Origin of the sequence: Winogradskyella luteola (assembly GCF_019203985.1) — a bacterium.
GTDB classification, from domain to species: Bacteria; Bacteroidota; Bacteroidia; order Flavobacteriales; family Flavobacteriaceae; genus Winogradskyella; species Winogradskyella luteola.
In genome coordinates, this window is the sequence record NZ_JAGSPD010000014.1 from 17,476 (window position 1) to 44,108 (window position 26,633).

Annotated in this window: 29 protein-coding genes and 1 other RNA gene; 17 read left to right on the plus strand and 13 right to left on the minus strand. The window is 34.3% G+C overall.

The window, feature by feature from the left end:
* Positions 1-64 precede the first annotated feature (64 nt).
* Both KCG49_RS14140 and KCG49_RS14145 read left to right on the plus strand, forming a co-directional pair.
* Positions 65-1,018, plus strand: coding sequence for a PhoH family protein (locus KCG49_RS14140; RefSeq protein ID WP_218547410.1), 954 nt, complete (start codon positions 65-67; stop codon positions 1,016-1,018).
* 45 nt (positions 1,019-1,063) lie between these two features.
* Positions 1,064-2,011, plus strand: coding sequence for a phosphoribosylaminoimidazolesuccinocarboxamide synthase (locus tag KCG49_RS14145; protein WP_218547411.1), 948 nt, complete (start codon positions 1,064-1,066; stop codon positions 2,009-2,011).
* A 13-nt stretch (positions 2,012-2,024) separates the two neighbouring features.
* Here the strand turns inward: KCG49_RS14145 and KCG49_RS14150 are convergent, their stop codons facing one another.
* The 5 genes from KCG49_RS14150 to rlmD form a co-directional block, all read right to left on the minus strand.
* Complete coding sequence (locus KCG49_RS14150; protein ID WP_218547412.1) at positions 2,025-2,381, minus strand: hypothetical protein; 357 nt, start codon at positions 2,379-2,381, stop codon at positions 2,025-2,027.
* The gene (locus tag KCG49_RS14155) at positions 2,381-2,905 is read right to left on the minus strand and encodes a DinB family protein (protein ID WP_218547414.1); all 525 of its coding nucleotides are present in this window, start codon (positions 2,903-2,905) and stop codon (positions 2,381-2,383) included. The genes KCG49_RS14150 and KCG49_RS14155 overlap by 1 nt, the downstream gene beginning before the upstream one ends.
* Positions 2,906-3,053: 148 nt before the next feature.
* Positions 3,054-3,809, minus strand: coding sequence for a DUF6048 family protein (locus tag KCG49_RS14160; RefSeq protein WP_256260023.1), 756 nt, complete (start codon positions 3,807-3,809; stop codon positions 3,054-3,056).
* Positions 3,775-4,353, minus strand: a complete 579-nt coding sequence (locus tag KCG49_RS14165) for a DUF6452 family protein (protein ID WP_218547416.1) — start codon at positions 4,351-4,353, stop codon at positions 3,775-3,777. The genes KCG49_RS14160 and KCG49_RS14165 overlap by 35 nt, the downstream gene beginning before the upstream one ends.
* Before the next feature lie 30 nt (positions 4,354-4,383).
* Positions 4,384-5,865, minus strand: a complete 1,482-nt coding sequence (gene rlmD, locus KCG49_RS14170) for a 23S rRNA (uracil(1939)-C(5))-methyltransferase RlmD (protein WP_218547418.1) — start codon at positions 5,863-5,865, stop codon at positions 4,384-4,386.
* A 99-nt stretch (positions 5,866-5,964) separates the two neighbouring features.
* Here rlmD and KCG49_RS14175 point away from each other — a divergent pair, with 99 nt between their 5' ends.
* The 4 genes from KCG49_RS14175 to rocD all read left to right on the plus strand — a co-directional run bounded on the left by KCG49_RS14175 (position 5,965) and on the right by rocD (position 8,990).
* A complete protein-coding gene (locus KCG49_RS14175; protein WP_218547420.1) occupies positions 5,965-6,471 on the plus strand; it encodes a hypothetical protein in 507 nt (168 codons plus the stop codon).
* On the plus strand, positions 6,472-7,023 hold the full coding sequence (locus KCG49_RS14180) for an RNA polymerase sigma factor (RefSeq protein WP_218547422.1): 552 nt from the start codon (positions 6,472-6,474) through the stop codon (positions 7,021-7,023).
* 128 nt (positions 7,024-7,151) lie between these two features.
* Positions 7,152-7,538 (plus strand): DUF6768 family protein, encoded by a 387-nt coding sequence (locus KCG49_RS14185; protein ID WP_218547424.1) that lies wholly within the window; start codon positions 7,152-7,154, stop codon positions 7,536-7,538.
* A gap of 171 nt (positions 7,539-7,709) precedes the next feature.
* On the plus strand, positions 7,710-8,990 hold the full coding sequence (gene rocD, locus KCG49_RS14190) for an ornithine--oxo-acid transaminase (RefSeq protein WP_218547426.1): 1,281 nt from the start codon (positions 7,710-7,712) through the stop codon (positions 8,988-8,990).
* Between the two features lie 74 nt (positions 8,991-9,064).
* On the opposite strand, the gene KCG49_RS14195 is transcribed toward rocD, so the two are convergent.
* Both KCG49_RS14195 and KCG49_RS14200 read right to left on the minus strand, forming a co-directional pair.
* The gene (locus KCG49_RS14195; protein ID WP_218547428.1) at positions 9,065-9,400 is read right to left on the minus strand and encodes a CCC motif membrane protein; all 336 of its coding nucleotides are present in this window, start codon (positions 9,398-9,400) and stop codon (positions 9,065-9,067) included.
* Positions 9,401-9,408: 8 nt separating this feature from the next.
* Positions 9,409-9,708 carry a DUF2752 domain-containing protein gene (locus tag KCG49_RS14200; protein ID WP_218547430.1) on the minus strand — a complete coding sequence of 100 codons (300 nt, stop codon included), beginning with the start codon at positions 9,706-9,708 and terminating at the stop codon, positions 9,409-9,411.
* Positions 9,709-9,799: 91 nt separating this feature from the next.
* Between KCG49_RS14200 and KCG49_RS14205 the strand changes: the two genes are divergently transcribed.
* Positions 9,800-10,018, plus strand: a complete 219-nt coding sequence (locus tag KCG49_RS14205) for a hypothetical protein (protein ID WP_218547431.1) — start codon at positions 9,800-9,802, stop codon at positions 10,016-10,018.
* The gene (locus KCG49_RS14210) at positions 10,008-10,565 is read left to right on the plus strand and encodes a DUF8465 domain-containing protein (protein WP_218547432.1); all 558 of its coding nucleotides are present in this window, start codon (positions 10,008-10,010) and stop codon (positions 10,563-10,565) included. Before KCG49_RS14205 ends, KCG49_RS14210 begins: the two co-directional genes overlap by 11 nt.
* A gap of 15 nt (positions 10,566-10,580) precedes the next feature.
* On the opposite strand, the gene KCG49_RS14215 is transcribed toward KCG49_RS14210, so the two are convergent.
* On the minus strand, positions 10,581-11,516 hold the full coding sequence (locus KCG49_RS14215; RefSeq protein WP_218547434.1) for a hypothetical protein: 936 nt from the start codon (positions 11,514-11,516) through the stop codon (positions 10,581-10,583).
* Between the two features lie 108 nt (positions 11,517-11,624).
* Here KCG49_RS14215 and KCG49_RS14220 point away from each other — a divergent pair, with 108 nt between their 5' ends.
* Positions 11,625-12,770, plus strand: coding sequence for a cysteine desulfurase family protein (locus KCG49_RS14220; RefSeq protein ID WP_218547435.1), 1,146 nt, complete (start codon positions 11,625-11,627; stop codon positions 12,768-12,770).
* Here KCG49_RS14220 and KCG49_RS14225 read toward each other — a convergent pair.
* The 3 genes from KCG49_RS14225 to KCG49_RS14235 all read right to left on the minus strand — a co-directional run bounded on the left by KCG49_RS14225 (position 12,760) and on the right by KCG49_RS14235 (position 18,972).
* A complete protein-coding gene (locus KCG49_RS14225) occupies positions 12,760-14,577 on the minus strand; it encodes a T9SS type A sorting domain-containing protein (RefSeq protein WP_218547437.1) in 1,818 nt (605 codons plus the stop codon). The genes KCG49_RS14220 and KCG49_RS14225 overlap by 11 nt on opposite strands.
* 137 nt (positions 14,578-14,714) lie before the next feature.
* Positions 14,715-17,180 (minus strand): TonB-dependent receptor, encoded by a 2,466-nt coding sequence (locus KCG49_RS14230; protein WP_218547439.1) that lies wholly within the window; start codon positions 17,178-17,180, stop codon positions 14,715-14,717.
* A gap of 103 nt (positions 17,181-17,283) precedes the next feature.
* A complete protein-coding gene (locus KCG49_RS14235; RefSeq protein ID WP_218547440.1) occupies positions 17,284-18,972 on the minus strand; it encodes a M23 family metallopeptidase in 1,689 nt (562 codons plus the stop codon).
* 177 nt (positions 18,973-19,149) lie between these two features.
* Here KCG49_RS14235 and KCG49_RS14240 point away from each other — a divergent pair, with 177 nt between their 5' ends.
* The 4 genes from KCG49_RS14240 (at position 19,150) to rny (ending at position 21,664) form a co-directional block, all read left to right on the plus strand.
* Complete coding sequence (locus tag KCG49_RS14240) at positions 19,150-19,440, plus strand: coiled-coil domain-containing protein (RefSeq protein WP_218547442.1); 291 nt, start codon at positions 19,150-19,152, stop codon at positions 19,438-19,440.
* Positions 19,441-19,462: 22 nt separating this feature from the next.
* Complete coding sequence (locus KCG49_RS14245) at positions 19,463-19,750, plus strand: cell division protein ZapA (protein ID WP_218547444.1); 288 nt, start codon at positions 19,463-19,465, stop codon at positions 19,748-19,750.
* Positions 19,751-19,807: 57 nt separating this feature from the next.
* Positions 19,808-19,953, plus strand: a non-coding RNA gene (ssrS, locus tag KCG49_RS14250) — 6S RNA.
* Between the two features lie 133 nt (positions 19,954-20,086).
* A complete protein-coding gene (rny, locus tag KCG49_RS14255) occupies positions 20,087-21,664 on the plus strand; it encodes a ribonuclease Y (protein ID WP_218547446.1) in 1,578 nt (525 codons plus the stop codon).
* A gap of 159 nt (positions 21,665-21,823) precedes the next feature.
* Here rny and KCG49_RS14260 read toward each other — a convergent pair whose 3' ends face one another.
* Complete coding sequence (locus tag KCG49_RS14260) at positions 21,824-22,975, minus strand: sensor histidine kinase (RefSeq protein ID WP_218547447.1); 1,152 nt, start codon at positions 22,973-22,975, stop codon at positions 21,824-21,826.
* 57 nt (positions 22,976-23,032) lie between these two features.
* Complete coding sequence (gene xerA / locus KCG49_RS14265) at positions 23,033-23,941, minus strand: site-specific tyrosine recombinase/integron integrase (protein WP_218547449.1); 909 nt, start codon at positions 23,939-23,941, stop codon at positions 23,033-23,035.
* Between the two features lie 219 nt (positions 23,942-24,160).
* Between xerA and KCG49_RS14270 the strand changes: the two genes are divergently transcribed.
* The 4 genes from KCG49_RS14270 (at position 24,161) to KCG49_RS14285 (ending at position 26,356) form a co-directional block, all read left to right on the plus strand.
* Positions 24,161-24,679, plus strand: coding sequence for an outer membrane beta-barrel protein (locus KCG49_RS14270; RefSeq protein ID WP_218547451.1), 519 nt, complete (start codon positions 24,161-24,163; stop codon positions 24,677-24,679).
* Between the two features lie 160 nt (positions 24,680-24,839).
* Positions 24,840-25,379 (plus strand): hypothetical protein, encoded by a 540-nt coding sequence (locus KCG49_RS14275; RefSeq protein ID WP_218547453.1) that lies wholly within the window; start codon positions 24,840-24,842, stop codon positions 25,377-25,379.
* Positions 25,380-25,461: 82 nt separating this feature from the next.
* Entirely contained in the window at positions 25,462-25,881 is a 420-nt protein-coding gene (gene aroQ / locus KCG49_RS14280) for a type II 3-dehydroquinate dehydratase (protein WP_218547455.1), read from the plus strand.
* Between the two features lies 1 nt (position 25,882).
* Positions 25,883-26,356 carry a porin family protein gene (locus KCG49_RS14285; RefSeq protein ID WP_218547457.1) on the plus strand — a complete coding sequence of 158 codons (474 nt, stop codon included), beginning with the start codon at positions 25,883-25,885 and terminating at the stop codon, positions 26,354-26,356.
* Positions 26,357-26,633: the final 277 nt, after the last annotated feature.

Here is a 26,633-nt window from a genome sequence, read left to right on the forward strand (position 1 = left end):
AAACAGATTAACACACCAAACGAATTTTAATATTTATTTGGTGTTAACTAAATAAAGCACGCTTTTGAACGAACTTATCTTAGAACTCGAAGAAATTACTCCAAAAGAATTCTTCGGTGCGCAAAATGCAAATATCGAACTTTTAAAAAAATACTATCCGAAACTGAAAATCGTAGCCAGAGGCAATAAAATTAAGGCCTATGGTGATGAAGACCTCCTCGAAGAGTTTGACCATAGAATGACGATGTTAATGAAACATTTTGGTAAATACAATAAACTAGACGAAAATGTCATAGAGCGTGTCCTTACCAGTAATAGTAGCGATGATTACAATACTTCGACAAAAAGTGGCGAAGTTATAGTACATGGGGTTGGAGGTAAATTGATTAAGGCACAAACTGTAAACCAGCGTAAACTTGTAGAAAGTGTTCGTAAAAACGATATGGTATTTGCTATTGGCCCTGCAGGTACCGGTAAAACCTATACTGGTGTGGCACTGGCTGTACAAGCCTTAAAGAGTAAGGAGGTAAAGCGTATTATTCTAACACGTCCTGCAGTCGAAGCTGGTGAGAATCTTGGTTTTTTACCTGGTGATCTAAAAGAAAAATTAGATCCTTATATGCAACCGTTGTATGATGCCTTGCGCGATATGATTCCTCATGAGAAATTAGATAATTACATAGAAAAAGGTGTAATCCAAATTGCTCCATTGGCCTTTATGCGTGGACGCACTTTAGATAATGCTTTTGTAATTTTAGATGAAGGACAGAACACTACACATGCACAAATGAAGATGTTCTTAACACGTATGGGCAAAAACGCTAAATTTCTATTGACTGGCGATCCAGGTCAGGTAGATTTACCACGTCGTACCATTTCTGGATTAAAGGAAGCCCTTTTAGTTCTGAAAAATGTCGAAGGTATCGGTATGATTTATCTCGATGATAAAGACGTGATTCGTCATAAGTTGGTTAAAAAGGTAATCGCGGCATATAAGAGTATAGAGAATAGAGATTAGTCGTATTTAGCAGTAACAGCATACAGTTAAACGCACAAACAAAAAATGAGTAATACAATAATAGATACTAACTTCAACTTTCCTAACCAGAAATCTGTTTATAAAGGAAAGGTTCGAGAAGTGTATAACATCAACGATGAGCAATTGGTAATGGTTGCCACGGATAGATTGAGCGCTTTTGATGTGGTAATGCCAAAAGGAATTCCTTATAAAGGTCAAATTCTAAATCAGATTGCGACTAAAATGATGAAGGATACCGAAGATTTAGTCCCCAATTGGTTAGTGGCAACTCCAGACCCTAATGTGGCTGTGGGACACTTGTGCGACCCGTTTAAGGTAGAAATGGTAATTAGAGGTTATATGTCTGGGCATGCGGCTCGTGAGTATAAAGCAGGTAAGCGATTACTCTGTGGTGTGCCAATGCCAGATGGCATGAAAGAAAATGACAAATTCCCAGAACCTATTATTACACCAGCGACAAAAGCAGAAAAAGGGGATCATGATGAAGATATTTCCAGAGAAGCTATTTTAAAACGCGGTATTGTATCTGAAGCAGATTATGTTGTACTCGAAGATTATACCAGAAAGTTATTTCAGCGAGGAACAGAAATTGCAGCTGAACGTGGATTAATTTTAGTAGATACTAAATACGAATTTGGTAAAACCAAAGACGGTAAGATTGTATTAATAGACGAAATTCATACACCAGACTCTTCACGTTATTTCTATGCGGATGGTTATCAAGAACGTCAAGATAGAGGTGAAGCACAGAAACAACTCTCTAAAGAGTTTGTACGTCAGTGGTTAATAAGTAATGGTTTTCAAGGTTTAGAAGGGCAAACCGTGCCATCTATGAGTAATGAGTATATAGAAACTGTTAGTGAACGCTATATTGAACTCTACGAAAATATCACAGGTGAAACGTTTATAAAAGCAGATCTTTCTGATATTCAGAGTAGGATAGAGGCTAATGTTTTGGATTATCTAGGTTGATGCCTTTTGTATATTACTCTATAACTATTTCTATATTTTTATTTGGTATAGGTTTTTCGATTAATTGAAAAATGAATAGATTACTACGTTTTACTTTGAGACTTTTCTGATTTATAAAATCAATTTTGTATCTATCTCTTTTTGGTATATCCAAAGAAAATATTTTCTTAGATCTACTGCAGTTCGAATAGTATTGAACGCGCCATATGGTTCCTTTTGGTCTTATTATTTTCCCATTGGATAAACTAGTCAACTTAAAGCTAAAATCTCCAACCGTGACACCCCAACCTCCAAGAACATTAACTTTGTATATTCCAACAGGTAATTCTACTATTACACCAGAGTTATGGATGTTAATAGGTGGTAACATTAATATCTTGATTTCAAAGTCTCGATATGGTGCTCCACATGATGCGCCGTCCACATAATAATTTCCCGTACTGGCATTTTTCCCATCAGCGGATGGGGAAGTATTACCGTATCTAAATTCTTATCACTTATCTTCTTGGTTTTATACTGTAATTTCTTGCTTTCGGTTTGTAATCGATTAAGAATGTAATTTTTATCCTCAAGTTGTGGTACTTTCATGTTTTCCGACCCTTTAAAGGTTTTACCTTTAGCATCTTCTAAGCGTTCTTGGTAACGCTTTACTATGGCATTATAATCTCTAACGGGTCTGTTGGCTTTACCAAACTTATAGCGCAATAGAAACTTGGGCATGCTCAAAGCATTATTGAGTGGTTTTATACTCTGTAATAAATGTAGTGTTTGTTGCCCTTGCGTCCACTTGCCTTTGGGGCCTTCAGTCCAGGATTCTTCAGGTTGTTGTTGCAACCAATGAATTAATTCAGAATGTTTGGCTTCAATTAAATCTGCAATAGCTTCTTTGTTCATAGATGCAATTTTTATAAACAAAAGATAGGGATTTATTTCTTTAGAATCAAGACCGCCTATTTTGACTGGCTAAATACAAGTCGTTTTTATAAATATAAGTCAAAACGAATTAATGCAAATATGGAATTTAGCTTTTGGTATTTAGAATTTACTCTTCTTCCTTTTCTTGTACCACAACTTTATTTTTTTTGAAGATAGGCACTAAGTAAGATAAATTCAATCCAAAACCTACGCCAAAACTACCACTATCATAGGTTCTGTTGAATCCAGGGATGTAAAGGTTTTCATAATCGTCTGGGGAGGTTTCTGAAACTAAAAACTTAAGCTGTGTATTTATACCAGCAAACAAATTATTAAATAATTCTGCTTTTATCCCTATTAGTATTTCGCCCCAAATTGCAGTTAGACCGTCAAATTCTGTGCCTTCTTCTACTGAAAATTGCTGATTCCAATACTGGTTATTTACATTGTATACTTCGTAGCTGTTTAATGTTTGACTAAAGGTACTCGCACCTACTCTAAAACCAACATAGATCATGTTTTCCATATCTAACCAATTTTTATAAAAATTGAGGTCAATTCCACCTTTAAAGTAGCTTCCTTTTGTGGTATTGTTTAAGACATCGTTATCAATGGTACGCTCTTCATTACCAATCTCACCAGCCAAATAGATTTTTTTTGTGAGACGATAATCTCCCATAATTTCAAATCCTGAGTAGTCGTCATCTAAAAATGTGCGTGCTAGTTTACTCATATCTGCACCCAAACGCAATCCATATTTTTGCTTATAGACCAAAGTATCCTTTACGGTTTTCTTGTTTTCTTGTGCAAATGCCATTGTTGATAACAACAGCAAAATAGCGAGACTTTTAATGGAAGATGCGAACATGTACTGTGTTTTCATTTTCTATGTTTACGACGTCTATTTCTATATCGTCAATCCAATCATCACCATCACTATCTATGGTAATATCTAGTTCCGTAAAAATACTTTTGTACCCGCAGGCTCTAGAGACGTATTCAAATTGCGGTATGTATGAAATTTCAATTATATCTAAATTAGATGTAGCTGTTGGGTCATCATCTATACGCAGATTTGTATCTTTTTCTAATAAAAAGCGTGTTGTAACGTCATCACCTTCTGTTCCGATTAATAGAGGTAACCCAATTGTATTACTGTTTACATCGAATAAAACAGTACCATCATACTCAACAATAGAATCTGATGATTCTGTCGGTGGTGTAAATACTCCATTTTCATCAACAAACAATTCCTCGCCGTAAACAGATATTCTAGGTACATTTTTTAAATCCTCAGGGCTGTCAACATCATAAAACTCAATAATTAATCTTGGCGTGGTAGAAGTACTCTCTGCACAGATATCGTCGCGTTCACATGAAAATATTGCAAGGAACATAAAAAGAAGTAAAAATTGTTTTCTCTTCATTAATCTATTATGAATGTTTCAGTTTATAATTTAGTTAGAATTATTTGTTAAATGCCCGTTAAGAGTTTCAAACAAAACCACAGTTTCTATATGCGCTGTGTGTGGAAACTGGTCAACTAAACTTAACTTTTTTATATTATATCCTGCTTGCATCAATTGCTCTGTATCTCTGGCTTGCGTAGCAGGATTACAAGATACGTAAACCAAACGTTCTGCATTAAGGTTTATTATTTTTTTAAGGGTTTTAGGTGCTATACCAGCTCTTGCTGGGTCTAAAATAATAGTTCTAATTTTGTTAGTGTATTCTGGGTGCTCGTTTAAAAACTTACCAACATCGGATGCGTAAAATTTTAAACCTTTAATATGGTTACGTTTGGCATTTTCTTTAGCATCTTCAATAGCGGAAGCCACAATATCTACACCTACAATTTTAGTATTATTAGCTTTACTCGCTAAGATTTGTCCTATTGTACCAGTACCGCAAAACAAGTCCAAAACCACAGTATTATCTACAGCATCTTTATTTTCTAAAGCGTAATCTACGACTTTAGAATATAATTTTTCTGCACACTTAGGATTGGTTTGAAAAAAGCTTTTCATGCTGATTTCAAAATTTAAGTCTAATAATTCTTCAACAATTTTATCCTCACCATAAACAAGATTTATGTTTCCGTTGGTAGCTATAGTGCGATCACCAACTTCATCATTAATAGTATGAAGCAATCCAGCGACTCTATTCCCAAATAATTTAACCAAATAATTAGCAAATTCATTTAAATTAAATTTTGGTAAATCATAAGATGTCGTTACTAAATTAAATAACAGCTTGTTAGTCTTGTACGACTTACGAACTACAAAATATCTAAAAAAACCTTCTTTTTTTGGTCCATGCCAAGGAGCTAAGCCAGTCGCTTCACAATACTGTCTTATGGCTTTAAGGTGATTCTCCAATTCGGCATCAAATAATCCTGAGTCTTTGTTTAGGTTTTCACCACACCACCAAAGACCACGTCTTTTAAACCCAAGAGTAAATTCGTCGACATCGGTTTTTTGGTCTCTATCGTAACCAATTGCAGAAAAACCATATTCCATTTTATTGCGATAATGGAAGGTATTGGGTGATTTTATAAATTCATCAAACTTTTCTTCTATATCTGTAACCTTGCCGATACGCTTAAACAGTTCTAGTGTGCTTTGTTTTTTATAGTGATGCTGCCTTTCTAATGGTAATTGAATGTAGGGTGCTCCGGGAATATCTTGGTAGTGCATTTCAACTTCATCGTCAGATGCTTTTAAAACATCGATCAATTTACACTCAGCATATTTTTTACTCGATTTTTTTACCTGAGCTTTTACCAATTGACCAGGAAGTGTATTGGGAACAAACACAACAAATTCACCATGCTCATTACGAATACGGCCAATTCCCTTGCCACCAAAGGCATAATCTTCGATTAAAATTTCAATAATTTGTCCGCGTTTAACAAATTTGTTGCGTTCTCGTCTTGGCATGTATTGTCAATTAGAGTGCAAATATAGTCGCATTTTAGACTATCTTTAAAAAGTTTGAAAATAAATTGAACCTTTTTAAACCTTCTTCGTCTTTAGAGTATGCAAGTGGTAAATTTTCATAAAAGAGTTATCCATGAGCCTAAAGAAAAAGTTTCAGAATTATTGAAGACTTTAGCTAGCTCAGAGGATTTGGTGTGGCCTTACGAAAACTGGCCAGCTATAAGATTTAATGATGGTTTGAAGGTGGGAAGCAAAGGTGGTCATGGTCGAATTCGCTATACGATTACTGAGTTTGAATTAGGAGACTATATTAAATTCGAGTTTTCTAAACCTGAAGGATTTAATGGAACACATAAGTTGAAAATTAAAGGAATTGATGATACCTCTTCAGAAATATTTCATGAAATAAAAATGCAAACGTCTTTTAAAGCATTATTGCTTTGGGTTTTTATGGTGAAGTGGCTTCATAATGCATTGATTGAGGAGGCTTTTGACAAAGTTGAAAATCATTTTACAGAAACCAAAAAAGAAAGCAGATATAACTTTTGGGTAAGATTTTTAAGAGAGGCTTACAAGAGAACATCATTTCAAACCAAGTATAGCTAATTGAAAACAGATTACCACATAGATGAAAAATTAGTGAATGCCTACAAAGCTGGTGATAAAAGAGCTCTTGCAACTTTGGTGAAACGATGGCATAGGTTGTTTTGTGATAAAGCGTATTGGTTAGTAAAGGATAAAGATGCTGCAAAAGATATAGCACAAGACAGTTGGGCAATAATTATAAATAAAATAGATAAGCTTAAAGAGCCAAAGCAGTTTAGATATTGGGCATATAGAATTGTATGCAATAAGTCAACAGATTGGTTGCGATTACAATCTAAAAAGCAGAATAAAATAGTTGTACACGATTTAAATATTGAAGGCTCAACTAGCACATATTCAGAAAATGAAGAATTGAGGCAAATTGTCTTAAAAGCTATAAATGCCTTGCCCATTGGGCAAAAGAAAGTAATTAAATTGTTTTATTTAGAATCGTATAGTTTAAAGCAGATAAGTGATTTACTGGGTATATCGGTAGGAACAGCAAAGTCCAGACTGTTTCACGCTAGAGAAAAATTGAAAGCAGAACTATATCTTAATAAAGATAAATTTTAATAATTAACGTCTGTCACATTGATAGTGTCATACTGAGCGCAGTCAAAGTACAGTTGAGATGCGTATAAAAATAAAATGAATATTAACTGTTTCTCATTTTCATGAGAACAACAAAATAAATTTTTGAGATGAAAACTAATATGGAAGACATAGATCGTTTAATTAAAGAAACACTAACAGAAGAAGAGGCAAAGTTTTATGATGACTTAGAAGAACAAAATTTATGGCAGATGGTATCAGGAATTTTTTCTGGTAAAAACAGCTGGATTGTTTATATGATGAGTATGGTACAACTCATCTTTTTCGGAATCTTTATTTATTGCGCCATTCAATTCTTTAATGTAGAAGCTACCAATGATCTTATAAAATGGGGAGTTTTTGGAACCGTAAGTTTAATGGGATCTATTATGTTAAAACTATTCTCTTGGATGCAGATGGATAAGAAAGCCATTATCAGAGAAATAAAACGGTTAGAACTGCAAGTATCATCGTTGTCCGGAAAAATTTCTGAGTAAGTTTTATATACAGCAGATTATTTATTAATTTGCACGCTCTCAGGGATGATTTCTTTCCCACGCTGCTTTTTCGGGCCTCACCTTCACTCAGAAGTTTCTGTGAGCAAAGTCTTCGAAAGAATAAAGGTAGATAAGGAATGGTTATTTTTTTAATTTAAAAACGATATTAAAATGGCTGTTTTAGACCACATTTCATCGCAAGAGGCGATGGCACTAGAAAACAAGTATGGAGCACAAAATTACCACCCATTACCAGTAGTACTGAGTAAAGGCGACGGTGTTTTTGTTTGGGATGTCGAAGGCAAAAAGTATTACGACTTTTTATCAGCGTATTCTTCATTGAACCAAGGGCATTGCCACCCAAAAATTGTGAATGCTATGACTGAGCAGGCACAACGATTAACATTAACCTCAAGAGCATTTTATAACGATATGCTTGGACGCTACGAAAAGTATGCGACTGAGTTTTTTAAGTTCGATAAGATGTTGCCAATGAATTCAGGCGCCGAGGCCGTGGAAACTGCAATCAAACTTTGTAGAAAATGGGCTTATGAGGTAAAAGGTATAGACTTGAACAAAGCAGAAATTATTGTTTGCAAAAACAACTTTCACGGAAGAACAACAACTATCATTTCGTTTTCTAACGATCCTGTAGCACGAAAGAATTTTGGCCCCTACACAAATGGATTCATAAAAGTAGAGTATGATAATCTAGAAGAACTGGAAGCAGTTTTAAGTTCCAACCCTAATATAGCTGGGTTTATGGTAGAGCCAATTCAAGGAGAGGCTGGTGTTTACGTACCTAGCGAAAATTACCTAAGAGAAGCTAAAGCACTTTGTGAAAAGTACAATGTCTTATTTATAGCCGATGAAGTACAAACGGGTATTGCGCGCACAGGCCGTTTATTGGCAAGTTGTGGTAATTGTACATGTTCTGATAAGAACTGTTCTGGTACGCCAGATGTAAAGCCAGATGTACTAATTCTTGGTAAAGCATTAAGTGGAGGTTTATATCCTGTCTCTGCTGTAATGGCTAATAATGAAATAATGAACGTAATTCAACCGGGAAATCACGGAAGTACATTTGGTGGAAACCCTATTGCAGCTGCTGTTGCTATTGCTGCACTTGAGGTTGTGAAAGAAGAAAAACTAGCCGAAAATGCAGATTACCTCGGAAAAGTTTTTAGAGCAGAGATGAATAAGTTTATTGAAACCTCATCTATCGTAAATTTGGTTAGAGGTAAAGGTTTGTTAAATGCTATTGTAATTAATGATGACGAAGACAGTGATACAGCATGGAATATTTGCTTAAAACTAAGGGATAATGGATTATTGGCAAAGCCAACACATGGTAACATTATTCGTTTTGCACCTCCTTTGGTAATGAGCGAAGAACAGTTATTAGATTGTGTTTCTATTATAATTAAGACTTTAAAAGCGTTTGAAGACTAATAGAAGTTGATTCTTTATATAGCAAAAAAGCGATTCTACATAGAATCGCTTTTTTGCTATATATCTTTATAAGTTTATTGACCTTGGGCTTCTAGTGCTTCTTGGTAGGATCTCATAAATTCGTCATACATTTCATCCCAACCAACTGTAGCAATTACATAAATCACTCTTATTATCATTAAGACATTTATTATAACTGCAACTAACGCAATAATTTTTGCAGTATTCATTGATTTCACCTGAGATTGGTCATAACCATCAGGGTCAGCATTTACTTGCTTTAAATTATTTTTTGCTATAAAATAAGCAATACTTGACGGTATAATTCCTAAGCCCGCTATACAACAACATAAAATACCTAAAATAGATAAAACATAAATTATTGCAGGGTTGAGTTTCTTTTCTTCCATTGTTAATTTTATTTAAGATAAAGTTTAAGTAAGTAATTGCCTATGATGGTAACCACATTCAGAATAGCCAATATAGTAATAATTTTAGTTCCTTTTTTAAAATTTTTAAAACTGTTTACGATTATAAAACCTAATAATGCCATAAGCGTATATACAGCAGGATACATAATAAAGGCATCAATAAATTGACCTTCAATTAAAAATGCAATAGAACGTTGAAGCCCACAACCCATGCAGTCAAACCCAAATAACTTCTTATTAAGGCAAGGTAACATGTAATCATCAAGTCCTTTAAGTACCAAAAACATAATGCTAAAATAAGGTTTTGCTTAATAATTTTATAATTGCTGTTCTAAATTGTTCAAAACCTTATTTTTGTACCTGCAATCTTATTTCATAATGAATATATCTAGACTTATAAGTTTTATATGTATAGTTACAGGTGGCATCATTGCCATCTATGCACAAGCAGAAGAACAACAAAACACCTATTTATTAATGGGTGGCATCGTACTACTCATGTTTGGTGTCTATAGAATATCGAGGCATATTCCAAGTAAGTATGATAAGCAAGACGAAGAGACTTTTGTTAAAAGTGAAAAGGAAGATGAAGATTAAGATTGGAGATAGTGTTGAGACCATTGACGATAACATTTCTGGAACTGTTATTAAAACATCAGGAGATATTATAACTATTGAAGATGCTGATGGTTTTGAGTTTCAGTTCGAGGCCAATGAGTTAATGATTTCCAATTCTAAAAATGCTTTGGAAAATGCCATTCACAATTCTGATATTGAAGCTGTAAAAAAGGAAAAAGAGACTACAAAACGAAAAAATGTGCCTGCTGTAAAACCCAAAGAGCGCAACGCACCTAAGTTTGAAGTTGATTTGCACATCCATCATTTAACAGACTCCACGAGAGGCATGACCAATTTTGATATGCTCAATCTACAGTTAGATACAGCCCGTAGACAATTAGAATTTGCCATTAGAAAGCGTATTCCGAAAATGGTATTTATACATGGAGTAGGAGAAGGAGTGCTTAGACAAGAATTAGAAACATTGTTCGGTAGATATAATAATGTAAAGTTCTACGATGCCGATTACAAAACCTACGGCTTGGGCGCTACCGAGGTTAGAATATTTCAGAATATTGAGGGGTAGTTATAATTATATGCCTCATTCTTGCTCTACATCGAATGAATAAATTAATGTACCAAGATCAATTTGCTCTGATGAGAGTATTTGTAGATTAATACCAGTAACCATAAAATTAACTGTTACTGATCTTGTATATTCATTATCATCAGTTACTCCTAAATCTGCAAAGGAATCATCTGCTTCAGAATATAAATATCTATAAACATCCATACCCTCAGTATCTACAACTTCGTTAATGCTAGCTCTTGGATTTTTCTCACCACTATCATCTTCCAATCGTGTATCTACACCATCATTATCATCGTCCTCATCTAAATAATCTGGGTCCTCGTCTCCATCAGTATTTAATGGATTTGTAGTAGGGTCACCATCGCCATCTAAATCATCGGTATCAATCTCAAGACTGGTTGGTACATTGTCATTATCATCATCCTCATCTTGGTAATCTGGAATTCCATCATTATCCCAATCTTGTGCATTGGGGTAATCGCCATTTTCATCCATCTCACCTCTGTTTTCTAAATCAGAGGGAATGCCATCACCATCATCATCTTCTATTGTCACAGTAACATATACTGTACCAGAATCGGCTTCGTAATCTTCAACAATATTTAGGTTTGCTGGCGGAATAGGATCACATAGCTCTCCATCCTCAACAGCTCTATTGTAGGTTCTGTATATAAATCTTATTGACGAACCATTGATAGTTAACTCTGTTGGCATGTCAACAGGAGTAGGTTCCGTATATGGAAAATCTTGATTATTTGCCCTAGGTATTATCAATGATAAAGACTCATTAGGGTCTTCCCTCAAATCATATATTAAAAAGGATTCTGTATTATTGGTACAAAGGTCTAGTACTTGGTCAAATTCTAAATCAACAGTTATAATATCACCATCGTCACAGGTGATTAAACTTAGAAAACAAAAACATATAAATAAACGACGTATCATAGACTCAAATTTGAACAAAAATAACGGATTTGTAAAATTATAACGTTGCATTATCCAAATAATTTTATTTACGATATTTTTGCAACACCTATTAAAGTTAAGTTACATATGAAGCAGGTATATTTAGACAATGCAGCTACTACGGCCTTAAGACCAGAAGTTATAGAGCGAATGACAGATGTACTTCAGAACAGTTATGGTAATGCGTCATCAACACATGGTTTTGGACGTGCTTCTAAAGCTCTTTTGGAGCAATGCAGAAAAAATATTGCGAGCCACTTTAACATCTCTGCTTCAGAAATTGTGTTTACTTCTGGAGGGACCGAAGCTGATAATTTAGCACTGCGCAGTGCCGTGAGAGATTTAGGTGTTACGGAAATCATTACATCTAAAATTGAACATCATGCAGTTTTGCATACCGCAGAGCAATTAAAGGGTGAATACAATATAAAATTGAACTTTGTCAATTTGGATGATTGTGGCTTGGTGGACTATGAGCATTTGGAAACGTTGTTAGATAATGCAGATAAAGCCATTGTGAGTTTGATGCATGTTAACAACGAAGTTGGTAATATTTTGGATGTCGTTAAGGTCGCTAGACTTTGTAAACGCAATAATGTACTCTTTCATTCAGATATGGTGCAATCTGTTGGGCATTTTAAATTAGACTTGAAGGAGATTACTGTTGATTTTATGGCAGCTAGCGCACATAAATTTCACGGCCCCAAAGGTGTTGGGTTTTGTTATGTAAGGAAAGAATCTGGTTTAAAACCATTAATTTTTGGAGGTGAGCAGGAGAGAGGTTATAGAGCTGGCACTGAAGCTGTGCATAATATTGTTGGTATGGACGAAGCGCTAAAAATGGCTTATAATAATCTAGATGTTGAAAAAGCATACGTGTCTGGTTTAAAAACGTATTTTATTGAACAACTGGAGAGTAGTATACAAAATGTAAGCTTTAATGGAGGTTGTAAGGATGTTTTAAATAGTACATATACTCTAGTCAATGTGTGTTTGCCCATTGCACCCGAAAAAGCACCAATGTTACAATTTCAATTGGACCTAAAAGGAATTGCCTGTTCTAAAGGTAGCGCATGCCAAAGTGGAAGTAGTAAACAATCTCATGTGCTTACAGCAATTCTTGATAATGAAAACTTAAAAAAGCCTTCAGTGCGTTTCTCCTTTAGTATTTTTAACACAAAAGATGAGTTAGACTATGTTATAAATGTCTTAAAGGAATTTGTTAATTCTTAACAATAATCTTTTCTGATTTTACGATGTTTGAGTCAGAAATGACTTTAACGATATAAACAGCATCACTTAGATTAACTGTAGACAATTTATATCGATCAGAAACACCATCATATAGGCTATTTAGCATTCTCTTACCTGAAATATCAAAAACCTCAATTGATTTCACATTCAGTCCGTTAGGATTTAAAACTGAAAGTTGACGCAAACTATTATTTTGATTTATAGTAAGTTTACTAATTTCAAAGTCATCAATATTAAGAGATTCACCAGGTACAAATACTATTTCAAAACGCTCAGCGTAATTACCGGGGTCAATATTCAACTCGTAATCTTGTTCTCTAAGATTTACATAGAGTTCATTTTCAATATCATGGATATATATGTCTTGGGCATCATCAAAATTTTGAATATCAAAAACCCTGAAACGTAAAGGCTGTTGATTTTCTACATCAATAACCAATGGGATGGTTAACATTTCATCAAAAGGATATGCCAAACCAGAGTATATATCATCATTTTGGGTAAAGTAAGCATCTGTAGCTAAATTATTTGAACGATGTAATTCTAGACCTCTATCATCCCCAAAAGTGGCACTGTCAAGAAAATTCAATAAAAGCTGTCTTGTATATTGCCCTTCACTAACAGTAAAATCTATATTAATTCTAAACCTTTGGCAATGCGCAGGGACAACAGGTAAGCCATTGTCTTGGTAGTCTACATCTGCATTAGAGTTTGTATTTGCAACATTAGCACCTCTAAAGAAATAACTATTTGCTCCTTCTTTTTGAAAAACACGATGAGAGTTTTTTGTAGTCACCACATTTGTAGTACCAGTTCGCCCTTCAACCATAAAACCCTGTCCTATTGGAATATAGCGTCTTGCTTGTTTTGTGCCACCAGGAGGGCCAGGAGGTATACCTACTGTGTTACCAGCACCATCATAGGTTTCGAATTGAGCAAAAGCGTTTGATATTATTGTACCAAAAGCATCAATTGTGAATTCGTGATAACCACCGATGTAATCTGTTACATTATGAGAAGCTACGGTACCATCTTGTTCCCAGTAAAAAAGGGTTCCGATTATTTCGTTAACGTTGTCCGAATCGTGTATAAAAGCAGCAGAATCCATAGCACTTGGGTACGGATTACCAACCAGTGTAAAATTACCATTAGAAACAGGATTTGTTATCGTTCCGTTATTCGGCTTACCTCTAAAGTCATAAACTTGACTTCCTGTAGTTGCAGTACCATTACCTTTCATGGTAAACCCTAAACCTGGATCTATTGCACCACTTTCACCTACATACACCCAATCTGAATAATTAGACGATGTTTCATAAGTGTATAACCAACGGTTAGAAATCGTTAAAGGGGATGCACTACCATTAAGACCACCAGTAAACAATGCTGGCACGGATGTTATAAGTCCATCTACATCATTCAATAAATTTACTCTACTTGTTTCATTACCACTAAGTGTAGAGTTATTGCCCACGGGTGAACACCAGTAGTTATAGCTCCATTGATTAACCGTACCTGTTTGGTATATACTGAGTTTACCTTCGCCAGAATTGCCAGTAGGCGCGGTTAAATCGCCTTGTATCAATTGTGCCTCGTTGCGCAAATAAATATGACTGTTGTTTTCAAGGCTAATATCATCAGTTACAAATAGTGGTGCCGTAGTCGGTCCACTTGTAAAAGCAGTACCGTCTACATAGACATAACTACCGTTACTTACAAATAAATCGGATTGTGCTGAAGCTATACTAAAACATAGCATTAGGCACGCAATCGGGGTGTATTTCATGCTTAATAAATTTATAACTATAGCTTAGATAGGGTAACCTAGAGTGTATTATATGATTGCAAATTTATGAAATTCAATACTATTCTTACAGTTATAGAACGAGAAATTCGGTAGTTTCATCAAATATTTCGATATAATCAAAATCTAGCCGACAATCTTAAATTAAAAACACGTGGTGTTAAAAAGTTAGGAATAGCAAATTGACGTTTGGTATAGACATCTCTTACCCAAGTATTGGTAATAGTGTTTTGATTGTTAAACATGTTATAGATTTCAAAACCAAGAGAGAGTTCTTTAAACTTCTTTTTCCAACGTGCATTGTATGTTTTTGTAGGATTGACCAACTCTAGTGAAATACCTAAATCTGCACGTCTGTAATCACGCAAACGTATCTGAAAATCATAAGGATCTGCATAACTCGGTGAACCACCAGGTACGCCAGTATTATATACCAAGTTAAGATACATCTTTAAATTGGGCATGTTTGGCACATAATCTTGAAACAAAGCACCAAACTTTAAACGCTGGTCTGTTGGCCTTGAGATATACCCGCGATTATCTATATTCTCTTCAGTTTTTAGATAACCAAAACTAAACCACGATTCCGTACCAGGTACAAACTCACCATTTAATCTCATATCCAATCCATAAGCATAAGCCGTAGCATTATTTTTAGCCCTATATCGAATCCTTACATTTTCTAAAGTGTAAGGATTAACGTCGGTTAACCCTTTGTAGTACGCTTCAGTAACAAGTTTAAAAGGTCTATCCCAAATCTTAAAACTGTATTCGTTGCCTAATACAATATGAAATGATTTCTGCGCTTTTACATTGGGTTGTACTACACCAGAAGAATCTCTTAACTCTCTATAAAAAGGAGGTTGGTAGTATAAGCCACCTGCAACCCTAAAAAGCATATCCTTGTCCCAGTTGGGTTTAATGGCAAACTGTGCTCTTGGACTAAAAACCGTTTGGGTGTTGCTTTCAATGTTTTCTCCACTAACAGTCCAGTTGTGTGCCCTAATACCAAGATTATAAAAGACCTCGTTATCTCCCCATTCTGTGCGCTTGCTATACTGCGCAAAAGCTTGTATACGATCAATCTTCACTCTATTGAGTGCTCTAATATTTTCAAAAGCAGTCAATGGACCTTCAAATGGTTGGTAGGGTTGAAGGTTGGGGATGCTAAAGTTTGGTGGTCTAATGGAGAATCCAGCAGAATCAATAATTTCATATTCCACTAAGCGATCTCTAATATCTTCATGTGTGTATTTTACAGACCACTCAACCGTACTTTCCTCATCAATTTTGTAATCTCCACGATGTTCGGCATTAATAATAAAAGCATCCAAATCGTTACGAGCATGTATTAATTGTGAGCCAATGCCTTCGCTAAATTCTACTTCACCTAAATTTTCATCGCCAATATTAGTGTTAACTTCACCCAAACGGTATTGGGCAAAAATGTCGAAATATTCTTGTTCTAGAGTATGGTATGCGGAACCAATAAACTTTAAAGTTAAATCTTCGTTGACAAAATAATTAGCCTTCAAAGCACCAAAATACGTCTGGTACTGATCTTCTTCGTTGCCTTCATAAAATACCAACAAAGCCACAGGTTCTTGTAAAGTCCCGAAATTGGTTTGTCTGTTCTCTGGTTGAAAATTGTATTGATTTAAAGAAATGTTTCCAAGAAAATTTAAATGAAACTTATCTGAAAAGCGATAGGTTAAATAGGTTTGGGCGTCTGCGAAAACAGGTTCTACGTTACCTTCGGTTTCTAGATTGTTTAAAATTAGACTGTTGTCTCTGTAGCGTACGCCAGCAATACCAGAAAACTTGCCGTCTTTAGAAATGGCCTCTGCGGCAACGCTTCCTCCTAAGAAGCTTAAATCGGTTCTTATACCAAAAGCCACAGGATTTCTATATGTTATATCTAATACCGATGATAATTTATCCCCGTACTTAGCCTGAAAACCACCAGCTGAAAAATCTACATTCTGAACCAAATCCGTATTTACAAAGCTTAAACCTTCTTGGTTTCCAGAACGGATTAAAAACGGTCTGTAGACTTCTATCTCATTAACATACACCAAGTTTTCGTCAAAATTTCCACCACGTACTGAGTACTGTGTACTTAATTCATTAGAAATATTTACACCAGGTAAGGTCTTTAGAATATTTTCTACACCTGGCTGCGCACCTTTTATGTTTCTTAATGTAGCTGGATCTATGGAAACAAGACCATCAATTCTTGTTCTAGTATTATTGTTGATAACAACATCTGGTAATTGCTCAACTTCAACTAACATAACAGGATTGAATTCTAATTCCTGACCATTTTTTAAGTTGAATTTTTGCACTACACGACTATGACCAACATGAGTAAATTCAATAGTAACTTCGGTTCCTGAAGGAATCTTTAGTTCATAAAAGCCATTAGCATTTGTCGCCGTACCTTCTCCAGAAGAAGCTTTAATGTTTACGTTTTCTATGGGATTATTGAACTCATCAAGGATGACACCTCTTATCGTTGCGGATTGCGAAAAGGAAAATGCACTAAAAAGCAAGCTTAAGAGGATAATGAAATGTAAGCGTTTCAAATATTAGATTTTTAGTTAGGTTTTAGAAGCCAAACCTTAGAAATCGAACCAAATTGTTTTTGTTCTTGTTTCTAAATAGTGTAGCGGTCTAAGATCTATTTAATTATTTTCTAAAAAATGTTGCTTCAAATGTAGAACTATTTCCAACATTATCGGTAACAATTATCTTTAATTCGTTCTTTGTATCCTTAACGATGTTATCGTTAAAATCGTGTACAAGCATTTTGGTTTTGTAATCATACTCCATTAAGATCCATTTTCCGTTTACGGTGGCTCTGTACTTACTAATTCCTGATAACTCGTCATCAATTTTCACTTTAAGGTATCTGTATTTGCTCAACCATTTTTTGTCTTGAAAATTAACAGGCGTAATTGTAGGTGATACCGTGTCCATTGCCAAAGTATAGGTACCAAATGTTTTACTGCCGGCACTTAGAACATTACCCTTGCGCTTGGTACGCACATAACTTGGTTTTTTGTAATATCCATATAATCTTGCAATAAAAATCTTGTCTAAATGCTCTGCTTTGTAACGACTTAGATCATAGTTGATGTAAAAGTTTTTTTGAAGCGGGATTTTATCTTCATGTAGATGAAGCGTGTCTGAACTCACCTTAAAATCGATTAAAGCATCTTCATATAACGTGTTTTCATAAAATTCTACAGTGACATTACCAGATTGTAGGGTAGTAGGTTGGCCGCTGTAAACCAAAGACATTTCAGAAGCATCGTTCTCTAAACTATTTTCAAGTTTCTCTTTCTTTCCAGTTACAGGGATGTTTATCCATGTTTCGTTATTGTTAAAATCCCTAATTCTTACTTTGTAGACTGAAGATGTGCTGTCTTCAACATTTATGTAGCCATTATCATAAGCATTTTTATATAGGCTTAATGGATTATTTTTTTGAATAAATAACTTTTGAATTCTAGAACGTTTGGTTTTAAAATATTCATAATCAATCAAACGCTTAATGTGCTTGGCTTCAGCAAAACTAAACCTTTTAAAATCTATTTCTAGACTTTTATTGCCATTAAAAAATGTTTGAATATTGCTTACTCCATTATTGTTTGGTGCTAAATCTTGTTTGTCGTAAGAGGTTATCCCGAAACCGATATTACCATACGCCGTAATTTTTTCAACTTCGTAATAATCACTTTTCTGTGGTATTAATCGTAACGGTACACGTTTGTTTTTACCATTGATAATGGCATTTTCGTCCTTAGGATAAGCGTAAACTGCTGAAACAAAAGGCTGTTTAGTGTCTTTTACATTTATACCAAAAAGCATTGGGTTGATAGGACGTTCTTGATTATCTCTGATTTCAAAATGTAAGTGCGGTCCGCCAGAGCTACCTGTGTTGCCTGAGTAGCCAATAACCTCGTCTGGAGCAATTACGAGTTCATTAGCACTTGGGAATACTTCAACTTCAAAACTTTCCTTTTCGTATTGGCAATCTTTAATATACTTTTCTAAACGTTCTGAAAGCTTTTGAAGATGTCCATAAACTGTTGTATAACCATTTGGATGCGTAATGTATATGGCTTTACCATATCCGTAATGCGAAATTTTTATTCTGCTCACATAGCCTTCGGCAGAGGCATACACCTTTAAACCCTGTTTTTGTTGCGTCTTAATATCTAAACCTGCATGAAAGTGTGAAGATCGTAATTCTCCAAACGTACCAGAAAGCACCAAGGTAATATCTAGAGGGTTCCTAAAATAATCTTGAGGATATTCGGATTGCGCATATACTGAGCTTGTAATTAAAAAAAAGAGTAAAATTTTTTTCATAAGTTATCTGATTCAGCTAAAATATCAATTTGATTAAGATTTGCAAATGCTAAAACTGTATTATTTTTCTTAACGTATTAATTGTGTAGCTATTATGAAGATGAAAAATAATTGTAAAAGAATTGTGTTTTTTCATCAGGTATGTTAACTTTGTTTCAACAGTATTGAATTACTTTAATGAGTAAAATAGAAGACATTGTTGATGCTTTAGAGAATAAAATCAGTAAGGTTTTACACAAGCAAGAGGTCTTAAAGCAGACCAATACCAATCTCTCTGAACAATTAAAAAAGCAACAGCAAGAACTTCTTAGCCAACAAGAAGAAATAGCCTCTTGGGCAGAAAAGTATGAAACACTCAAAATAGCAAATTCAATGCTTGGTAGTGACGAAAATAAACGAGAAACAAAGCTCAAAATAAATGCACTTATCAGAGATATTGACCATTGTATAGGTCAACTCTCAGAATAAAGTTGTAAATTAGTAAGACTAAATGTCAAATCAATTAAAAATTAAGCTTTCAATTGCCAATAGGGTTTATCCTTTAACAATTAATCCTAAGCAAGAAGAAGGTCTAAGAAAAGCCACAAAAAAAATTGAGGTCATGATTGGGCAATTTGAGCAGAATTACTCTGTAAGAGATAAGCAAGATGTATTAGCCATGTGCGCTTTACAATTTGCGGCTCAAGTGGAGCAAAAGTCAATAGATAAAGAGTATGTGAATGAAGAAGTCCAAGAAAAGTTAGAAGCTTTAGACGAACTTCTAAAACAGCACCTATAGCTCGTACGTTCTTTAAAATAAAAGGTTACTGCCTACATTAGTTTCATTTTTTGATAAACTCAACGTTAATTCTTTAAAAAGGGTGAGTTGAAGTTGTAAAACCGTGCTGCTAGTGCTTTATGCTGAATTTATTTCAGTCTCTAAAGTATCTCAGGCAGATTTTTGATCAGCTTGTTAGCCCTAAACTTGTTTTTAAGGAGTTTATACAAAACCGAAAACTGATGTAGGCTTTTTTTTTGTACAACTTTAAATTTTTGAACTTAATTGTACTTATCCCAATTTTAGATTGGGGCCTTTTTGATTAAAAATCAAATTATACTAAACTAAATAACTAAAATGGACACTAACACAATTTTATATATTGTTGGAGGAATAGTATTAGGTCTAATACTAGGCTATATAATCGCAAAATCATTAGAAAAAGGCAAAGCTTCAAAGCTAATTGCTAATGCAGAAAACGAATCTAAATCAATCTTAAAGCAGGCTAAGAAAGATGCAGAAGCGTTAAAGAAAGATAAAATACTTCAGGCAAAGGAAAAGTTTATAGAGCTTAAAGCTGAACACGAAAAAGTTATTCTTTCTCGTGATAAAAAAATGGCAGAAGCCGAAAAGCGTATAAGAGATAAAGAATCTCAAATTTCCAATGAACTTTCAAGAGCTAAAAAATCAAATCAGTCTTTAGACAGTAAAATAAAGGATTACGATTTTAGACTTGAGTTTTTAGATAAGAAAAAAGAAGAGGTTGAGAAAGCTCATAAAAGCCAAATAAAACAGCTAGAAGTTATATCATCGTTATCTGCGGAAGAAGCCAAAGAACAATTAGTGGAATCTCTTAAAGAAGAAGCTAAGACAGATGCTATGGGCTTTATTCAAGATAAGGTAGAAGAGGCCAAGTTAACTGCCCAACAGGAAGCTAAGAAAATTATTATAAACACCATTCAGCGCATTGGTACAGAAGAAGCTATTGATAATTGTGTCTCTGTATTTAATATAGAGTCAGACGATGTTAAGGGTAGAATCATTGGTAGAGAAGGTAGGAATATTAGAGCTATCGAAGCTGCTACAGGTGTTGAGATAATTGTAGACGATACACCAGAGGCCATTATTTTATCTTGCTTTGACTCGGTAAGGCGTGAGATAGCGCGTTTATCACTACATAAATTAGTGACAGACGGCAGAATCCATCCAGCAAGAATCGAAGAGGTCGTAAGAAAAACACAGAAGCAAATTGAACAAGAGATTATAGAAGTAGGTAAACGTACAGTTATCGATTTGGGTATTCATGGATTACATCCAGAACTAATAAAAATGGTAGGCCGAATGAAATACCGCTCGTCTTATGGGCAAAACCTATTACAGCACTCTCGCGAAGTTGCTAAACTTTGTGGTGTAATGGCTGCTGAATTAGGGTTAAATCCTAAATTAGCTAAGCGTGCAGGTCTATTGCACGATATTGGTAAAGTGCCATCATCTGAAACTGATGTTGAAACTCCACATGCTATTTTAGGAATGCAATGGGCAGAAAAGCATGGTGAAAAAGCAGAAGTATGCAATGCTATTGGTGCTCACCACGACGAGATAGAAATGACAACACTGTTATCACCAATCATTCAGGTTTGTGATGCTATTTCTGGCGCAAGACCTGGAGCCAGAAGACAAGTGTTGGATTCTTACATACAACGTCTTAAGGATTTAGAAGATGTAGCTTTCGGTTTTACCGGTGTTAAGAAAGCTTATGCCATACAAGCGGGTAGGGAACTGCGCGTTATCGTAGAAAGTGAAAAGGTGTCTGATGATAAAGCAGCGAGCCTTTCGTTTGAGATTTCACAGAAAATACAAACCGATATGACCTATCCAGGACAGGTAAAGGTTACAGTGATCAGGGAAACTAGAGCGGTAAATATTGCGAAATAATCAAATACAATAATTTACTAAAATAAAGATGCTGTCTGAAAAGTGTCATTCTGAATGAAAATGAAGAATCTCAAGAAATCAACATGCTGATTATTAATAAATTGAGATTTTTCGACTGCGCTCAAAATGACAGTTTTAATACTTTCCAGACAGCCTCTTTTATTTTTTAAAGGTTAAAGTAAAAGTTGAACCCTCATTGAGCCTACTTTCAACTTCAATTGTACCTCCTAGAGCTTCAACTTGAGTTCGTGTTAAATATAATCCTATACCACTAGAATCTTTTCTGTCTGTACCATGAAAGGTCTGGTACATTTCAAATAATTGATTTTTATATTTATCTGTGTCAATGCCTATTCCGTTATCAGCAACGATAATTTTTATAGCTTCACTTGTATCAATAGAACTTATAATCACCTGTGAGGATTTTTTATTATCGGCATATTTTATTCCATTAGATATAAGATTGTATATAATGCTTTCTAAATAAGCTCTGTTGGTAAACAATGTATCTTTAGGTTTCAGAGCATTAAATAGTTTTACTGATTTTTTAGAACCTTCTAATTTAAGACTCTCAATAATATTATCAGTACATTCAAATAGATCAATCGGTTCATTTAACTGAGTGGTTTCCGATTTAGATTTTATACTAATGATATCATCAAGATTTACTATCGTTTTTGTTAGCGATCCAGAAACTGTATTTAAATGGTTTAAAAGCTCTTTTCGTTCATTATCACTTTCTGCTTCGTCGTAAAGCTCAAGAATATTTTTAAGATTGCCAATATGTGTTTTTAAGTTATGAGAAACAATATGTGTAAAGTTGTGTAGTCTTTTGTTTTGATTTGTAATGAGCTGAAGATTTTTTTTAAGTTGATTTTCTGCTTTCTTTCTGCTGGTAATATCAGTATGTGTACCTGTAATACGAATTGGGTTTCCGGCACTATCCCTATCAATAACTTTGCCTTGATCTAATATCCACTTGTAACGACCATCCTTACATAAAATTCTATATTCATGTTCGTAAACATCTTTTAGCCCATTGAGGTGCTGTATAAAAATATTGTAATACGAAGCCTTATCGTCTGGGTGAACACGTTTATCCCATTCTTCGGGCTTATTCTTAAATTCTTTGCCATTGTAGCCAAGCATTTGAATGGACTCTTCTGAGTAGAAGATGTCGTTCGAGGCAGTATTCCAATCCCATACACCAACATTAGAAATTTGAAGACCTATCTTAAAGGCATTATTTTTTAAATTTTGATTTGATTCACCCACAGCCGTGCCTCCTACACGAAATCTTAATAACTTCATTGTTATGATTTATAATTAAGACACTATATATGTAAATATGTCACAAAAATTGTCTTGTCATTTTCGAGGGTGAAATTTGTTTAATACATCACTTAAATGCGATCGGTCAACATGCATATACACCTCTGTAGTTGTAATGCTCTCATGGCCGAGCATCATTTGTATGGCTCTAAGATCAGCGCCATTTTGTAGCAGGTGCGTGGCAAAAGAATGTCTAAAAGTGTGCGGAGATACTGTTTTTCTTAATCCAGATTTTTCAACTAGATTTTTAATAATTGTGAATATCATGGCGCGTGTTAATTTTTTGCCTTTGTAGTTAAGAAAAAGAATGTCTTTAGAATTGGGTTGCACATCGATGTGATTTCTAATAGCTTTCCAAATGTTAATGTATTTTTGTGTGCTATCTCCAATGGGTACAAAACGTTGTTTGTTGCCTTTACCTGTTACTTTTATAAAACCTTCATCAAAAAATAAATCAGAGATTTTAAGCTCTATAAGCTCGCTAACACGTAGACCACAGCTATATAGGGTTTCTATAATTGCTCTGTTGCGTTCCCCTAAATTAATAGTATTGTATTCATAACCCAGATCTATTGTGTTTATTAGTAGATCGATATCTTCCACTGATAAAGCATCTGGTAGTTTTCTACCTATTTTAGGTGTTTCTATAAGATCTAATGGATTATCTTTTCTGTAGTTTTCAAAAACGAGATAATCAAAAAAATTGCGAAGTCCAGAAATCAATCTTGCTTGCGACCTAGGATTTATGGACTTAGAGATGGTATAAATAAATTGTTTTATAATCTCATTATCTATTGAAATGGGAGCGGTTTTTATGTTATGATCTTCAAGATATGAAATGAGTTTTTTAATATCATAGCCATAATTTTCTATGGAGTTACTGGATAATCCACGCTCAATTTGGAGGTAATGCTTGTAATCATTGATAGCTTGCGACCATTTCATATTTAAAAATACCAAAATATTGGTCAAAATATAGTAAAAAACCTACGTATTTCATCGTATTTTTATAAAAAATTGTTAATAAGCTATTTTTTAATATTCTGAAAATCAAATAATTAAATATTTTTGTTTACAAAATTGTTAATAACTGCTTCTAGAAACTTCATTATTTAAAAAAAAAGGCTTTAGTTTGTAGTAATCAATTTTAAAACTTTAAAGATTATGAAAAAATTATTTTTAGCTGCTTTTGCAGTTTTTGCTTTTGCGAGTATCAATGCACAACAATTTGGTGCACTTGCAGGATTCTCAAATGTATCTGCTGATGTTTCTGGTGCTGATTCTGATTCTGAATCTGGATTTCATATTGGTGCATTTGCTGAATTTGAATTATCGGATACTTTTGACCTTCAACCAGAAGTAACATATACTTCTGCAGGTGATTTTGCTGCATTAAACGTTAATGCTATTGTAAAGTATTCATTTTCAGAAGATTTCAACATTCAATTAGGCCCACAAATTGGTTTTGTAATGGGTGATGTTGCTGACTTCTTAGATGAACTTGATGACACTACAAAATTAAACTTACAGTTAGCTGCAGGTGTTGGTTATGACATTGACGAAAACTTTTCTGTGCAGGCACGTTATGGTTTTCAATTGAATGACCATTTTACTGGTGATGGTGATGGTGAAATTAAATTTAATACTCTTACTGTTGGTGTTGGATACAAGTTTGGTGGATAAGCCAAATCAATTTATTATATGGAAAAGAGGCAATTTTGCCTCTTTTTTTTGTGGATTAAAATATCGTTGTATGACCTAAAAATTTAACATTTTTTTATACTTTATAAGTCATCGTAAACTTACATTTGCCGACCAAATTAATTTAAAATTAAACTCAATTATGAAAAAATTATTACTTATTGCTGCTGTTGCAGTTTTTGGATTTACAAATGTTAATGCTCAGGATGATAGTTCTTCTAGCGCACTTTCTGAAGGTTCTTGGTTAGTTGAGGCCAACACTGGTTTTGGTGGTGTAGATGCCCATAGTGCAAACACTGGTTTTGGTTTGTTTTCTTTTGATGACGTAACTGTTTGGGCTATTGGTGCTGAAGCTGGCTATTTTATTATGGATGATTTAGCTATTAAGGCTGGATTAGGCTATAATGATTTTGATGGTGCTTCTTCTTTCACATACAAGCTTGGTGCTAAATATTACGTGGCAAGCCAATTTCCTGTTCAGTTAGATGTAACTGGTGCTTCTGGGGAAGATGTTTTTGGTGATGAAACTCCTTTGTGGTTAGGTTTACAAGGTGGTTATGCTTGGTTTGTAGCCGATAATATTTCTGTTGAACCAGGTTTAAGATATAATATGTCTTTAAACGAGGATTATACTGATGAAGGTGTTCTTGAATTCCGTATAGGATTTGCATTACATTTCTAATAAGAAAATTACTTTCTATAAAATAAAAACCGAAGCACTAAGCTTCGGTTTTTTTATGCCCTAATTTTAATATATTTACTTTATGAAGCAACTCATTATCATCAATGGTCCAAATCTAAACTTATTGGGCAAACGCGAACCAGAAATATATGGCAGTAAAACTTTTGAAGATTTCTTAAAAACTCTTAGATCTAAGTTCAGTGGCATAAATATTGATTATTATCAATCTAATATAGAAGGCGAACTCATAGACAAGCTACAAGAGATTGGGTTTAGCTATGATGGTATTGTATTAAATGCAGCGGCTTATACACATACCTCGGTTGGGATTGGTGATACTGTTAAAGCCATAACTACACCAGTTGTAGAGGTACATATATCCAACACGTTTTCCAGAGAAGAGTTTAGACATCAATCCTATATTTCACCTCACGCAAAAGGTGTAATTCTTGGTTTTGGTCTATTGAGTTATGATTTGGCAGTAGAAAGCCTTATATTGTAGAATGCGAAAGGTAATATTTATAGTTGGGCTTCTCTTTTTTAGTGTCAGTGATATACATGCACAAGAACTCGGAGTAAAAGGCGGTTTAAATATTACATTTTTTAAAGTCACACAAGGAGACTTTGGTACCAACCCAGATACTGAAGTGGGCTTTTATGGGGGTGTTTTTGCAGACTTTAAAATCGATAACGGATTTCATATTCAGCCAGAGGTGTTGTACAAGGGCGTTGGAGATTTAGAGTTTATAAACGCACCAATTTATCTAAAATATGATATATACAACAGTTTTCATATTCTGGTGGGACCAAGCTTAAATTATTTCTTTGATATTTTTAATAATAAATTTAAGGTTAGGGCAGATATCAGCTTAGAATACGATTTTGGCTCAAAATTAAGTATTCATATGAAATACACTCTTGGTTTTGAAGAGTTATCTCCTAATATTATATTCCTTGGTTTAGGTTACAGATTATAGTATGTTGAGAACTCAAAAAAATGAGTTTTTGACAAGTAATCTGACTTTTATTGTGATTTTATTTGAAATTAATTAATTGCTTGTTGGCATAGGCTGTCAAGTGTAATTTTTCAACAAAACTAGATAAATCATAATTTTTTTATGTACAGCTATAATTGCAATTATAGTAATGGTAAATGTTCTAGATGAATCTTCTGGAAAACCATACTTCAAAAGGCAAATGATTAATTGAGGCATTTGCACTGCACTTCTAAAAATGAGATCAAAAAAACCGAAT